Origin of the sequence: Pedobacter africanus (assembly GCF_900176535.1) — a bacterium.
Lineage (GTDB): Bacteria > Bacteroidota > Bacteroidia > Sphingobacteriales > Sphingobacteriaceae > Pedobacter > Pedobacter africanus.
The window spans coordinates 60,292-73,880 of record NZ_FWXT01000004.1 but is presented as its reverse complement, the minus strand read 5'-3'; the positions used below and the strand labels follow the sequence as shown (position 1 = coordinate 73,880).

11 protein-coding genes are annotated in these 13,589 nt (G+C 43.9%); 7 read left to right on the top strand and 4 right to left on the bottom strand.

What is annotated here, in order from left to right:
- Positions 1–51: 51 nt before the first annotated feature.
- The gene (locus B9A91_RS20165; protein WP_235012621.1) at positions 52–2,460 is read left to right on the top strand and encodes an alpha/beta hydrolase family protein; all 2,409 of its coding nucleotides are present in this window, start codon (positions 52–54) and stop codon (positions 2,458–2,460) included.
- A gap of 10 nt (positions 2,461–2,470) precedes the next feature.
- Here the strand turns inward: B9A91_RS20165 and B9A91_RS20160 are convergent, their stop codons facing one another.
- Complete coding sequence (locus B9A91_RS20160) at positions 2,471–3,691, bottom strand: ABC transporter permease (RefSeq protein ID WP_084240845.1); 1,221 nt, start codon at positions 3,689–3,691, stop codon at positions 2,471–2,473.
- An 80-nt stretch (positions 3,692–3,771) separates the two neighbouring features.
- Here B9A91_RS20160 and B9A91_RS20155 point away from each other — a divergent pair, with 80 nt between their 5' ends.
- Both B9A91_RS20155 and B9A91_RS20150 read left to right on the top strand, forming a co-directional pair.
- Entirely contained in the window at positions 3,772–5,046 is a 1,275-nt protein-coding gene (locus B9A91_RS20155) for an exo-beta-N-acetylmuramidase NamZ family protein (protein WP_084240844.1), read from the top strand.
- 15 nt (positions 5,047–5,061) lie between these two features.
- Positions 5,062–5,274 carry a hypothetical protein gene (locus B9A91_RS20150; protein ID WP_084240843.1) on the top strand — a complete coding sequence of 71 codons (213 nt, stop codon included), beginning with the start codon at positions 5,062–5,064 and terminating at the stop codon, positions 5,272–5,274.
- Between the two features lie 8 nt (positions 5,275–5,282).
- Here B9A91_RS20150 and B9A91_RS20145 read toward each other — a convergent pair whose 3' ends face one another.
- Positions 5,283–6,317, bottom strand: a complete 1,035-nt coding sequence (locus tag B9A91_RS20145; RefSeq protein ID WP_084240842.1) for a DNA topoisomerase IB — start codon at positions 6,315–6,317, stop codon at positions 5,283–5,285.
- Between the two features lie 60 nt (positions 6,318–6,377).
- On the opposite strand from B9A91_RS20145, the gene fmt reads away from it, so the two are divergent.
- Positions 6,378–7,286, top strand: a complete 909-nt coding sequence (fmt, locus tag B9A91_RS20140) for a methionyl-tRNA formyltransferase (protein ID WP_084240841.1) — start codon at positions 6,378–6,380, stop codon at positions 7,284–7,286.
- 4 nt (positions 7,287–7,290) lie between these two features.
- Here fmt and B9A91_RS20135 read toward each other — a convergent pair whose 3' ends face one another.
- Both B9A91_RS20135 and B9A91_RS20130 read right to left on the bottom strand, forming a co-directional pair.
- Positions 7,291–8,127, bottom strand: a complete 837-nt coding sequence (locus B9A91_RS20135) for an aminotransferase class IV (protein WP_084240840.1) — start codon at positions 8,125–8,127, stop codon at positions 7,291–7,293.
- Positions 8,128–8,142: 15 nt separating this feature from the next.
- Positions 8,143–9,174: an RluA family pseudouridine synthase gene (locus tag B9A91_RS20130; RefSeq protein ID WP_084240839.1), complete on the bottom strand. Its 1,032-nt coding sequence runs from the start codon at positions 9,172–9,174 to the stop codon at positions 8,143–8,145.
- 359 nt (positions 9,175–9,533) lie between these two features.
- Here B9A91_RS20130 and B9A91_RS20125 point away from each other — a divergent pair, with 359 nt between their 5' ends.
- The 3 genes from B9A91_RS20125 to lat all read left to right on the top strand — a co-directional run bounded on the left by B9A91_RS20125 (position 9,534) and on the right by lat (position 13,587).
- A complete protein-coding gene (locus B9A91_RS20125) occupies positions 9,534–10,412 on the top strand; it encodes a 1-aminocyclopropane-1-carboxylate deaminase/D-cysteine desulfhydrase (RefSeq protein WP_084240838.1) in 879 nt (292 codons plus the stop codon).
- A gap of 107 nt (positions 10,413–10,519) precedes the next feature.
- Entirely contained in the window at positions 10,520–12,058 is a 1,539-nt protein-coding gene (locus B9A91_RS20120) for a sensor histidine kinase (RefSeq protein ID WP_084240837.1), read from the top strand.
- Positions 12,059–12,255: 197 nt separating this feature from the next.
- Positions 12,256–13,587 carry an L-lysine 6-transaminase gene (gene lat / locus B9A91_RS20115; RefSeq protein WP_084240836.1) on the top strand — a complete coding sequence of 444 codons (1,332 nt, stop codon included), beginning with the start codon at positions 12,256–12,258 and terminating at the stop codon, positions 13,585–13,587.
- Positions 13,588–13,589 lie beyond the last annotated feature (2 nt).

Genomic DNA, 13,589 nt, shown 5'->3' with positions numbered 1-13,589 from the left:
GTCCTATCTGACCTGAACATTGTGTAAGTTTAGCTTTCTAAACTTATTTTGATGAAAAGATTGATGCTTAGCCTGTACCTGCTTACAGGCACCATTGCCCTTCAGGCACAAGATGCTATAGATTATCAGTTACCGCCAAAGGAAATCGCCGACCTGCTGCTGGCCAAACCCACGCCCGGAATAAGCCTTGACAGTAAAGCAGAATGGATGCTGCTGAGCGGACGCAATTCCTACCCATCGGTAGAGGAACTTGCCCTTCCCGAATACCGGATTGCAGGCTTGCGCATCAATCCTGAAAACTACTCACCGAGCAGACAGGTATTCATCAGCAGTTTTAGCCTCAAAAACATCAAGACCAATAAAACACTTGCGGTTAGCGGCTTACCACAACCCCTATATGCGGGAAATGTAAGCTGGAGCCCAGATGAGAAGACCATTTCTTTTACACATACCGGTAAAAAAGGGGTCGACCTTTACCTGATTGATGTTGCAACACAGAAAGCAAAAAAAATAAACAAGCAGCCTTTAAACGTGGTATTGGGCGCGGGTACCATGTGGCTGGACAATAACACTTTGCTATACCGGACTGCAATAAAACCAGCCAGCGCCGCACCTGTAAAACCGCTGATGCCGAAAGGCCCTACGGTACAACAGAACCTGGGCAAGGCTGCACCCAGCCCTACTTTTCAGGACCTGATCAAATCTCCTTACGATGAGCAGCTATTTGAATTCTATGCAACTTCACAACTTGTTAAAAACAAAAACGGTATGGAGACACCGATAGGCAAGCCTGCCATTTATGGAAGTATCAGCTTATCGCCCGATAAGAACCATATGCTGGTGAGGACGATCAGAAAACCTTTTTCTTACCTGGTATCGGCAGGTGGTTTCCCGGCTGTAGTTTCCATTACCGATATGAACGGAAAAGTACTCAAAGAACTGGCCAAACTGCCTTCAACAGAAGGTACCCCCTCTGGCTACGACAATACCCAAAACGTGCCGCGGAGGTTTGACTGGCGCGACGATGAAGCAGCCACAGTGACCTGGGCACAGCCTTTGGACAGCGGACTCATCAAAAAAGATGTGGAATTCCATGATGCGGTTTTTGCGCTGAGCGCCCCCTTCAACGGAACAGCAAAGGAGCTGTTCAAAACAAAGATGCGTTACAGCGGAACACAATGGGGTGATGCCAGTCTGGCCCTGGTGACAGAGGGTTTAAGAAGCAAACAACGCCAGAGGGTAAGCCATTTTAACCCTGCAAGCGGAGCATTGGAAACCTTATATGAAGGAAACAGTACAGATGCCTATAATGATCCCGGAAATCCGGTAACGACAAAAAACAAGTACGGACGCTATGTGGTACAAACCGTAGACAATGGCCATAAATTACTGATGAACAACACCACTGGTTCATCACCAAAGGGCGATCTGCCTTTTCTGGCTAAGTTTGACCTGACAACCAAAAAGAACGAGGTCATCTGGCGCTGTGCGGAAGGGGTATTCGAATACGTGACTGATGTGATAGACCCGGCCAAGCTGGTATTGCTGACCCGGCGGGAGTCCCAAAGAGAAGTTCCGAATTATTACATCAAAAACCTGGTACTACGGGTGGCCGACCGGCAGATCACCAATTTCAGTAACCCTTACCCGGCACTGGATGGCGTGATCAGGGAGAAAATCTCGTATAAGCGCGCAGACGGCATAGACCTTACCGGCAATCTATATCTTCCTAAAGGTTATGGCCCGGGCCAGGGCAAAGCTTTGCCCCTGCTGATCTGGGCATATCCCCGTGAGTTCAACTCTGCGGCTGATGCAGCGCAGGTCAGGGGCTCTAAAGACCGTTTTACGGTCATCAGCTGGGCTTCTCCTGTTTATTGGGTGACCCAGGGTTACGCGGTGCTTGACAATGCTGAAATGCCGGTTGTGGCTGCGGAAGGTAAAAAGCCGAACGACACTTTTGTTGAGCAGCTTAAACTGAATGCGGAAGCTGCTATCCATAAGCTTTCGGATATGGGTGTGGCAGATAAGAACCGGGTTGCCGTTGGGGGCCATAGTTATGGTGCATTTATGACGGCCAACCTGCTGGCCCATACCAATCTGTTTAAAGCGGGGATTGCCCGCAGCGGGGCCTATAACCGGACGCTTACCCCCTTCGGTTTTCAGAATGAGGAGCGCACCTATTGGGAAGCACCACAGCTTTATTACGAAATGAGTCCTTTCAGTTATGCCAATAAGATCAAAACGCCTTTGCTGCTCATCCACGGCGATTCGGATAACAATCCTGGTACTTTCCCGATCAACAGCGAACGTTTGTTTAATGCCATTAAAGGCTTCGGGGGGACTACCCGCTTTGTATTCCTGCCTTATGAATCGCACAGTTACAGCGGCAAGGAAAACATACTCCACATGTTATGGGAGATGAATGCCTGGCTTGACAAATATGTGAAGAACGCAAAATAGAGCACCTGCTTTATTTAAATCTGATGGCTTTTAGCGGACTGATCCGGCTGACCAGCATGGAAGGCAGGATCAGTACCACCAGGCAAATGATAAAGGTAACCAGGTTCAGGATCAGCACATCGGTAAAATGTAATTCTATAGGCACATAGGCCAGGTAATAAGAACTCTGGTCGAGTTTAAAAATGTGCGTATATTTTTGCAGGAGACCGAGGCCAAGGCCCAGTATATTGCCCAGCAACAGGCCAAAACCAACAAGGTACATGGCATTGTACAGGAATATTTTCATGACACTGGCATCGGTCATGCCGAAGGCTTTCAGCATACCGATCATATTGGTCCGCTCCAGAATCATAATAAGTAACGCAGTGATCATATTGATAACGCCAACCAGCATCATTAAAACGAGCAATACTTTGGTGTTGATGTCGAGCAGGGATAGCCAGGTAAAAATTGCGGGAAAATAATCGGCTACGGATTCCGATTTCAGGTTCAACTCCATATTGTTATAGATATGGGCAGAAGCCTCTTTCAGTTTAGCGAAATCTTTGATCCTGATCTCTATTCCACCTATTTCATCCGGGGCCCAGTTGTTTAAGCGTCTGATGATATTTAGGTCGCCTATGACAAAGCCTTTATCGATTTCTTCCACACCAATATCGTAGATGCCTACAATTTTAAATGGGCGCCTGCGTGGTGGGTTTTGCACAAAATACATCACAAAATTGTCGCCCACCTTCAATTTCAGCCTGTTGGCGGTGAACTGGGAGATCATGATCTGTTTACTGGCCTTAACACTGTCGGTAAAATCTATAATCGTTCCGCTGACAAGGTGTTTTTTGAGGTAATCCCAATTGAAAGATCTGTCTATCCCTTTAAAATTGATCCCTTCGACTTCGTTATTGGCGGAAATAATTGCCGGTTTGGTTGCATAAGGCTGAAAAAAGTCAATTTCGGGATCGTTCTTTAGCTTTGCTAAAGTTTCTTTTGAGGGCACAAAAGGTGAAAGCTCAAAAGAATTGTTCAGGTCGAATTTGAAAACCCTCACATCACCAATATATCCTCTCACCTTCTCCTGGATTTCAGTCTTAAATCCTTTGATGATGGCAACAGAAAGCATCATTACAGCCAGGCTTAACATTACGCCTGCTATAGCTATGCGAACAATGAGCTTGGAAAAAGTACGTTCCGATTTTATGGCTATGCGGCCTGCTATGAAATATTCTGTATTCAACCTTTTGCAATAAATTGTAACTTAGCAAAAATGCTTATTTGATTTTGATTTAAGGTATATATATAAAAAAAAGGTTAAAAATGACAAGATCCCTGGTATGCGCGCTGAACATTATTTTGATATCCCTGTTACTGCTTGCCTGCGGCCCCTCTACCACGGTTGCCTTTAACCCTGTGGTACCAAACCCTTATAAAGTGAAGGCAGAAGACATTGACAAGCCTAAGAAAGGGAAATTACAGACAGGCGCGGAACAAACAGAATTGTATGTGCCTTATTTGAAAGGAAAGCGCGTGGGAATGGTGGTGAACCAGACTTCCATCATAGGTAAGGAAACTACAATTGACAGCCTGCTGAAACTGGGCGTTAAGATTGTCAAAATATTTGGCCCTGAACATGGATTTAGAGGGAACGCCAGCAATGGCACCCATGTAGACGATGAGATTGATACCAAAACAGGGATCAAGGTGGTATCGCTATACGGTAAACATTCAACACCTACCAAAGCTGAGCTGTCTGACATTGATTTGATGGTATTCGACATCCAGGATGTAGGTGTACGTTTTTATACTTATATCAATACCCTGCAGCATGTAATGGAAGCCTGTGCGGCCAATGATAAAGAAGTGCTGATACTGGACAGGCCGAACCCGAACGGCTTTTACATTGATGGTCCGGTGCTGGACCCCCAGTTTAAATCGGGCATTGGTTTAAAGCCTATTCCTGCCGTACACGGCTTAACTGTTGGTGAATATGCCCAAATGCTGAATGGTGAGAACTGGCTGGACAACAAGTTAAAATGCAAAATTAAGATCATTAAAGTGGCCAATTATACGCACGACACCCCGTATGAGCTGCCGGTTAACCCATCGCCCAACCTGAATACCCCACAATCTATTTTGTTGTACCCAACCACCTGCCTGTTTGAAGGCACCTATCTGAACTATGGCCGGGGTACGCAATTCCCATTTACCATTGTTGGTGCTCCTGCTTTAAAAGGCAAGTATAGCTTTTCATTTACACCGGTAAGCATTCCGGGCATGTCTGAAAGTCCGCTTTTCATGAACCAGGTATGTTATGGGCTGGATCTGAGAAATTATGACACTGAAATTTTCCGAAAAACAAAACAGATTAACCTGAGCTGGATTATAGAATTGTACAAAAACTCTCCGAATAAAGCTGACTTTTTCAATTCCAGCCTGAGCAAACAGATGGGTACGATTGAAAAACTGATAGGCGTAGCCGATTTCAGAAAGCAGATCATTGCAGGTAAACCGGAAAAAGAGATCAGGGCGAGCTGGGAGCCCGGACTGAGTAAATATAAAACAATGCGAAAAAAGTATTTGTTGTATCCTTAAAAGGATAACACAGATATGAACAGCGAGCGTAAAAAGAAAAATGAGCAGCCCGGCAGCAACTACCTTGAGGAAAAACCTAAAGGCAAGGTACCTGCAGGCAATAAAGTTGTAAAGAAAGCAGAAGATAAGGACTATAAGCGAGAAGAGGCCAATTTTAAGAACCCGGCAAAAAAAAGGGAAGAAAGTGAACAGCCGGTCCATCCGGTAAAAAAAGCACCAAAATCCTGAAGCAGGAATTATTTTTTCTGAGCTGCCTTTAAAAACTGCATCAGTATTTTTTCATCGTTTTCCAATGCATTGCTTTGATCGGTATTGATCTTCTTCAGGTATTTTCCAAGTTCATCATTTTCGAAAGCCTGGAGCAGTAAAGGATAAACATAGGAACTTTTGCAGACTGCCCTGGTATTGCCCAGCTTACCGGCTACGCAATCCAAAACCTCAACGATTACTTTCTTTTTCGCTTTTGGTTCCGGAGCCTTGCTGCATATGGCCAACTGCCGCAAGGCTTCCAGGGTACCACCCCAGGTGCGAAAATCTTTGGCGGTAAAATCGTTCCCGGTAATTTCTTTAATGTAATTATTGATCCTTCCGGAATCTATTGGCTTGTGTGCTGATCCATTTACGTAATATTGGAAGAGCTCCTGTCCGGGAATGTCCCGGCATTTTTTGACCATTCTGGCCAGGCTTTTATCGTTAAGGCTGATCTCCTGCTTTACTCCTTTTTTGCCTGTAAAAACCAGTTTCATTCCACTGCCATTAATTTTAACGTGTTTGTCTTTAAGCGTGCTTAGCCCATAGCTTCCATACAATTGTTTGTAAGATTCATTACCAATGCGGATCAGTGTTTTTTGCATCAGCTGCAGACAGATGGCCAGTACTTTCCTCTCGTCAAGTTCCTTACGCCGCAGGTCACGGGCAATCTGTTTGCGGGCTTGCGGCAATGCTTTGCCAAATTCCAGCAAACGAAAGTACTTGCTATCTGAGCGCCTGGAAGTCCAGTCGGGATGATAGCGATATTGTTTTCTTCCGGCCGCATCAAAGCCTGTAGCTTGTAAATGGGCATTTCTTTTAGCCGCAATCCAGACATTGGTCCAGGCCGGGGGCAATACCAGTGCCTGGATCCTGTCGAGCTGGGCACCATCTTTAACCGGTTTATTGTTGGCATCTACATAATAAAATTTACCGGGTTTTCCTTTTCTGTATACTCCTGGCTGACTATCTGTTGCAAATGTCAATCCACTTTCTATAATCTCATCTGGGGTGCCTGTCATACATTTCAATTAAAATATGCGTTAATTTTTTAGTTATTTTGCTAGCTAAACAAAAGGAAGATGAGATTAGTTTTTATGGGCACGCCCGATTTTGCAGTTGCTGCTTTAGCTGCTTTGGCAAAGGCTGGATTTGATATTGCTGCTGTAGTAACCGCGGCAGATAAACCTGCGGGCCGGGGACAAAAGTTACAGGAAAGCGCAGTGAAACAGTATGCAGTAGCCCATGGGTTAAAAGTTTTGCAACCCTTAAAACTTAAAGATCCTTTGTTTATTGAAGAATTAAGGGCCTTACAGGCCGACCTGCAGGTTGTAGTAGCTTTCCGGATGCTGCCTGAACTGGTATGGAACATGCCTGCGAAAGGCACCATCAACCTGCATGCCTCTTTACTGCCCCAGTACCGGGGCGCGGCACCAATAAATCATGCCATCATCAATGGCGAAAAAGAAAGTGGTGTGACTACCTTTTTCCTGAAACATGAAATAGATACCGGCGATGTGATTTTTTCGGAGAAAGTGAGCATTGCCGATGAAGATACTGCAGGCGACCTGCACGACAAGCTGATGAACACTGGTGCAGAATTACTGGTAAAAACGGTAAAAGCGATTGAGCGGGGTGATTATAAAGAACAGCCTCAACCGCAAAGTGATACATTAAAGCATGCGCCTAAAATATTTAAAGAGCATTGCCAGATTGATTGGAACCAACCGGCGGGCGTGATTTACAATATGATCCGTGGACTGAGCCCATACCCTACTGCATTTACCAGGCTGAACGATAAAACGCTCAAAGTTTTCCGGGCAGAGCTTGAAGAGAAAGAAACCGGGCTTGCCGCAGGTGCCTTTCTGTCGGATGGCAAATCTTATTTAAAATTTGCTGCAAAAGATGGCTTCATTAAGCTGACTGATTTACAGTATGAAGGCAAAAAGCGGATGAAAGTTGAAGAATTCCTTAGAGGGATACGGCTGTAAGCCCTTACAACCGATTCAGCTTTAAGCTCAGCATTTTGGTAATCTCATTAAAATACCGTTTGCGACCATAACCCATTACCCAGCGGATGCCACTGACGGCATTGGTGACAAACACTTCTTCGGCAGCCTTTAAGATTTCAGGATTGATCTGCGCCTCTATAACCTCAATATCGTTGAGTTTCGCCATGTTCATTACTACATTGCGCATTACCCCGGCCACGCAACCTTCTGAAAGGGCCGGAGTATAGACCTTCCTGTCGTATACCACAAAAATATTGGAACTAATGCTTTCACATAAAAAGCCATGCTGATTTAAAATAAATGCATCATCCAACCGGTGCTGCTTTTTGTACAGGCCGGCCATTACGTACAAAAGTGAATTGCTCGTTTTGTAATTGGATAGCTTGTTGACAGGCTTGGTCAACTCATCGTATACATCTATGATGAGTCCCTTTTTATTGAATTCATAATGGTCATCTGCCAGTGGAGAAGCCTCAAGCAGATAGCCTGACTTATTGATGTCTGGTGTATACAAGCCTTCGCCCGCTCTGTAGACAGACAGACGGAAACGGACATTTTCCTTCAATTTGTTCTTTTTGCAAAGCTCAGCGGTTTTTTGCTTTAGAAAATACTCATCAAGCAAAGTGCTGCCATCCATTTTCAGGGCTTTCATCCCTGCATGTAAACGATCTGCATGCTGTGCGGCAAACTGTAACCTGCCATCACACATACGCATGGTCTCAAAAAGTCCATCGCCATATTTAAAACCGCGGTTACCGGCGCTAAGGATGGGCTGGTTGCTGGTTACAAACTCATCATTATGTAAAATATATTGCTGCATTGTGTTATTTAAGGCTTAGCTCGGTTCAATACTATAATTTCTCCATTTATTTAGGGCAGCATCAAAGTCGGCAGGCAAGGGAACTTCAAACTCCATGTATTTTCTGGTACCCGGATGAATAAAACCTAAAGTCTGGGCATGAAGCGCCTGACGTGGCAGCAATTCAAAGCAATTGTTAACGAATTGTTTGTATTTATTAAAGGTGGTTCCTTTCAGGATTTTATCTCCACCGTAATTGGCATCATTAAATAAAGGGTGACCAATGTGCTGCATATGTGCTCTGATTTGATGTGTACGGCCAGTTTCGAGCTGGCAACTGATTAAAGTTACATAACCTAAACGTTCTAACACGGTATAATGTGTTACAGACCACTTACCTTTTTCTTCATCATCATATACATCCATTATAATACGGTTTTTAGCACTGCGTCCGATATAACCCGTTACTGTGCCGTCCTGTTCAATATCGCCCCATGCCAGTGCTATATATTTCCGGGTAATGCTATGGTCGAAAAACTGTTTGGCCAATCTGGTCATGGTCATTTCGTTTTTACTGATAATGAGTAAACCTGAGGTATCCTTATCGATCCGGTGTACCAGGCCAGGGCGGCCTTCGTTGCCGGGCAGCTGCGGCAATTGCTCAAAATGGAAAGCCAGTGCATTTACCAGCGTACCTGTATAGTTGTTGTAACCCGGATGTACCACCATGCCCGCCGCTTTGTTGACCAGTAGCAAGTCTTTATCTTCATAAACAATATCCAATGGAATATCTTCGGGGTAAACTTCAGTATCGCGGGGTGGATGCGGAAATACGATGGATATCTCATCGGTCGGTTTTACCTTATAACTGGGCTTAACGGTTTTCTGATTGACCAACACATTTCCTGCATCAATTGCATTCTGGATACGGCTGCGTGAAGCATTTTCCAGACGGTGCATCAAAAACTTGTCGATACGCAGCAAAGACTGTCCTTTATCAACAACAATATTAAAATGCTCGTATAGATCCTGCTCTTCTGATTCTGGCTCTGTATAACTATTTTCCATTAAGTTTTTGTTATGATTTATAGGGTAATGGAGCTTTCCGCAGCTTTCCAGGCCTGCAGGTTCCAGGGTACAAAACTAATCTTTAACAATTACATATTTAAAAAAGAAATTGGTCTGCTTTTTGTTCAACCTAGCCACATACCTTAAAATTAATGTGAATGAAGCTGTTAGCCGTTGATATACTTTTAAAAAATATTTGAACAATTACAGCTTCTGAACAGATGAAAACGAAAACCAACGCTTATGAAAAACTTTACTCAAAACGTTAAGATAATCCTTAATTTTTTTCCCTATCTGCTTAAAAAGATTTATTTCAAACAATAATCCTGACCAGTAACCAAGGCTGTATATTTGTAATTATGTTTACAGATATATATAGTCCCTTACAGCAATTGAATTATTTTTCTGGATACCAGGTACTGGTAAAGCGGGATGATTTGATTGATCCATATATTTCGGGGAATAAATGGCGTAAACTGAAATACATACTGGCAGCTGCAAAAATGCAGCAAAGAACCCACCTGGTAACCTTTGGAGGGGCCTACTCTAACCATCTTGTAGCTACGGCAGCAGCATGTGCCAGGGCCGGACTAAAGAGTACAGCATTTGTGCGCGGAGATGGTACAGCATGCGCAGGTAACGAAATGCTGATGTTGTGTCGTTTATTTGGCATGGCGCTGATATTTACGGACAGACTGAGCTATAAAAACAAATCTCTGCTATTTGACACCTATTTTGGAACTGATGAAAATGCCTTTTTTGTGGATGAGGGCGGGGCTGGGACTGAAGCGCTTAAAGGTTGTGCGGAAATTATTGCAGAATTGCCCGCCGATACCGATCATCTATTTTGTGCGGCAGGAACGGGAACTACCGCGGCTGGATTGCTAAACGGAATTTACAAGGCCGGACTGAAAACAAGGCTTCATGTTGTGCCGGTCTTAAAAAGCGGGGATTTTATAGCAGATGAAATTGTAAGGTATACCGGCCGTACTGATCAGCTGGTGCTGCATACCTCGTATCATTTTGGCGGTTATGCGAAAACCCGGCCTGAACTGATCGATTTCATAAAAAACTTCACAAGCAGCGAAGGGATGCTGGTTGACCCTGTTTATACCGGAAAAATGTTCTATGCCATAAATGACCTCCAGAAAAACAAGTATTTTGACCCTTCAGACAAGATTATTGCGCTGCACACCGGCGGACTGCTTGGCTTATTGGGCATGAAGGAAAAGTTTTAGAATTCCAAAAATATTTCTTAAATTAAATAAGATTAGGAGGGTTCAAAAATTAGGGGGATGACGATATCTTTGGCCACTCCTGGAGCTAAAAGGGGTACAAATATTTTATGGACACATTAAAAAGTGATTTTTATCAATTGATAAAAACAAATGGGCCTGCACTTGATTTTATTCTGGAATCATCGTCAATGGGCCTGTGGTACTGCCATATGGAAGACCACAGGGAGATGTGGACAAACTCGTTATTCAGACAAACATTAGGTTATGGAGCCAATGCCGTTTTAGATGATCCGCATGTTTTTCTTTTTAAAGAGGACATTAAAGACGTTGCGGCACAGTTGAGAAGCCGGCCTGAATCGCGCTTGTTTATTAAGTATAGGCACCAGAACGGCACGGTGATGCCAGCAGGGAATACCGGCTTATTGCTGAACGATACGGCGGGAAACCCTGCTTACCTGCTGGTTGCAGTTCAACAGATAGACCTGCCTGTTAATGGCCTGCATGGTGAAAATGGAGTTGTCAGCAAAAGCCACCAATTGCTGAATGACAAACTAAAGCTAAGCGAAGAACGCTTTACCAGGGCTTTTGAACATGCTGCTATAGGAATGGCCATAGTAAGCCTGTCCGGGAAATGGCTGCGTGTAAACAACAGCCTGCTGCAAATGCTTGGATATACTTCAGCCGAACTGATGAAGTTGACCTTTCAGGACATCACTTTTCCGGACGATCTGAACAAAGACCTTGAACTGCTTACTTCATTGGTAGGCGGAGAAATAGAACATTACCAGATGGAAAAAAGGTATTTCCATAAAATGGGACATATTGTTACCGTAATCCTTGCCGTGTCCCTGGTAAAAAACAGTAAGGGCAAACCGCTGCATTTTATCTCCCAGATCACAGACATCAGTAAAATGAAAGCGGCGGAGACCGAAATCAAAAGCGTACTGGATGTAACGAGTGATCAAAACAGGCGTCTGCTTAATTTTGCGCATATCGTATCCCATAACCTCCGTTCGCATTCCGGCAACTTGAGCATGCTGCTTAATTTTATCGAAACCGATACCGACGAAAACTCCCGGCAGGAGCTGTTCAGAATGTTCCGCGATGCAGCATCCAATCTTCAGGTAACCATAGGACACCTGAATGAAGTGGTTGCGGTAACCACTACACTTCATCAGCACCTGATCTGTGTTAACCTTAGCGATGCGATTAATGGCGCCATAGGAAATGTGGAAGCCTTGTTAAAAGCAGAAGGCGTTCACTGCATCAATGAGGTTAGACCCGATGTGGTCATTAGTGCAGTACCTGCCTATCTGGATAGTATCTTACTAAATTTTTTAACCAACGCTATCAAATATCATTCTAAGGAACGCCCCCCGCTGATCAATTTATCGTCGGCTACGGCCGACAACCTGGTTGAGCTTAGCATCAAAGACAATGGTCTGGGCATCGACTTAAAGCTAAACCGGGATAAAATATTTGGCATGTACAAAACCTTTCATGATAATAAAGATGCAAGAGGAATAGGCTTGTTCATTACCAAAAACCAGATTGAGGCGATGGGCGGAAAAGTAACAGTTGAAAGTGAAGTGGGCAAAGGCACAATTTTTAAAATTTACTTTAAACCGGCATCCGGTACAAATTGATGGTAAAAGATAAATAAAATCCTGGCCATCTGCATCTTGTTATTTTAATATTCGTAAATTCAATGCCACATACGGACAAACACTTGCCTCCATGGTATCCCATCCTGAAGAAACGCAGCGTTCATTATTAAAGCAGCAAAAAAATGGAAGGATAGTTTTGGTTTTATTTACATTTGAAGCCTACCAAAATAGAAATTATGTATCGCCTGAATATAGCTCCCGACAAGGTAAACGAAACACTAAGCAAACACATTTTAGCAGATGGATTTGATCTGACCTATGATATGGAAAGAAGCCAAGGTGCTTATATTTACGATTCGAAATACAACCGTACCCTGCTCGATTTTTTTACCTGCTTTGCCTCAGTACCTTTAGGATATAATCATCCTAAAATGGTAAATGATGAAGCTTTTAAAAGCAGTCTTTTACAGGCTGCATTGGCAAATCCTTCAAATTCTGATGTATATACACAGCAGTATGCACAGTTTGTAGCCACTTTTTCCAAGCATGGTATTCCTGACTACCTGCCTCATGCATTTTTTATTGCTGGCGGAGCCCTTGCTGTTGAAAATGCCATTAAAGTGGCTATGGACTGGAAAGTCCAGAAAAATTTTGTAAAAGGATATAAGGAAGAAAAAGGCTTTAAAGTTTTGCACTTTGAAAAGGCTTTCCATGGCCGTACAGGTTATACCTTAAGCCTGACCAATACCCTGCCTGATAAAACCAAATGGTTTGCCAAATTTGACTGGCCAAGAGTATCGGTACCGACAGTTAAATTTCCGCTGGAGGGAGAAAATTTAAAACTGGCTATCGAGAGTGAAGAAATTTCGATTGCCCAGATCAAACAGGCATTTGCGGATCATAAAGATGACATCTGTGCCATAATCATCGAACCTGTACAATCAGAAGGAGGCGACAACCACCTTCGTGAGGAGTTTTTGATCCGGCTGAAAACACTGGCCGACGAAAATGAAGCATTCCTGATCTATGATGAAGTGCAAACGGGTGTTGGCCTGACCGGTAAATTCTGGTGCCACCAGCACTATAGCGGGCAGGCACGTCCGGATATCATCGCTTTTGGTAAAAAAATGCAGGTATGCGGCATACTGGTTGGTCATAAGGTAGATCAGGTGGAAAACAATGTGTTCAGAGTTCCTTCACGCATCAATTCTACCTGGGGCGGCAATCTTGTAGATATGGTGCGTTCCTCGCAGATCCTACAGATTGTTGCCGAGGACAATTTATGTGACAATGCTGCGGTTGTAGGCCGTTATTTACAGGACAGCCTGGAAGAGCTTGCTGCCAGACATGATAAAATAAGTAATGTTCGCGGGAAAGGCCTGCTTTGTGCTTTTGACTTTAACAGTAAGGCTATGCGTGATGCTTTTATCCAAAAAGGAATGGAAAACAATGTAATGTTTTTAGGCTGTGGCAACCAGACCATCCGTTTCAGACCAGCTTTGTGTATAGAAAAAAAGCACATCGATGAAGGAATAGACGTAATGGAACACATATTGCCTTCCTTATAGCT

What these genes read in the sequence shown, in the direction of transcription:
- B9A91_RS20165 (WP_235012621.1), top strand. Translation starts at nt 52, where the DNA reads ATGAAAAGATTGATGCTTAGCCTGTACCTGCTTACAGGCACCATTGCC.
- B9A91_RS20155 (WP_084240844.1), top strand. Translation starts at nt 3,772, where the DNA reads ATGACAAGATCCCTGGTATGCGCGCTGAACATTATTTTGATATCCCTG.
- B9A91_RS20150 (WP_084240843.1), top strand. Translation starts at nt 5,062, where the DNA reads ATGAACAGCGAGCGTAAAAAGAAAAATGAGCAGCCCGGCAGCAACTAC.
- B9A91_RS20145 (WP_084240842.1), bottom strand. Translation starts at nt 6,317, where the DNA reads ATGACAGGCACCCCAGATGAGATTATAGAAAGTGGATTGACATTTGCA.
- fmt (WP_084240841.1), top strand. Translation starts at nt 6,378, where the DNA reads ATGAGATTAGTTTTTATGGGCACGCCCGATTTTGCAGTTGCTGCTTTA.
- B9A91_RS20135 (WP_084240840.1), bottom strand. Translation starts at nt 8,127, where the DNA reads ATGCAGCAATATATTTTACATAATGATGAGTTTGTAACCAGCAACCAG.
- B9A91_RS20130 (WP_084240839.1), bottom strand. Translation starts at nt 9,174, where the DNA reads ATGGAAAATAGTTATACAGAGCCAGAATCAGAAGAGCAGGATCTATAC.
- B9A91_RS20125 (WP_084240838.1), top strand. Translation starts at nt 9,534, where the DNA reads ATGTTTACAGATATATATAGTCCCTTACAGCAATTGAATTATTTTTCT.
- B9A91_RS20120 (WP_084240837.1), top strand. Translation starts at nt 10,520, where the DNA reads ATGGACACATTAAAAAGTGATTTTTATCAATTGATAAAAACAAATGGG.
- lat (WP_084240836.1), top strand. Translation starts at nt 12,256, where the DNA reads ATGTATCGCCTGAATATAGCTCCCGACAAGGTAAACGAAACACTAAGC.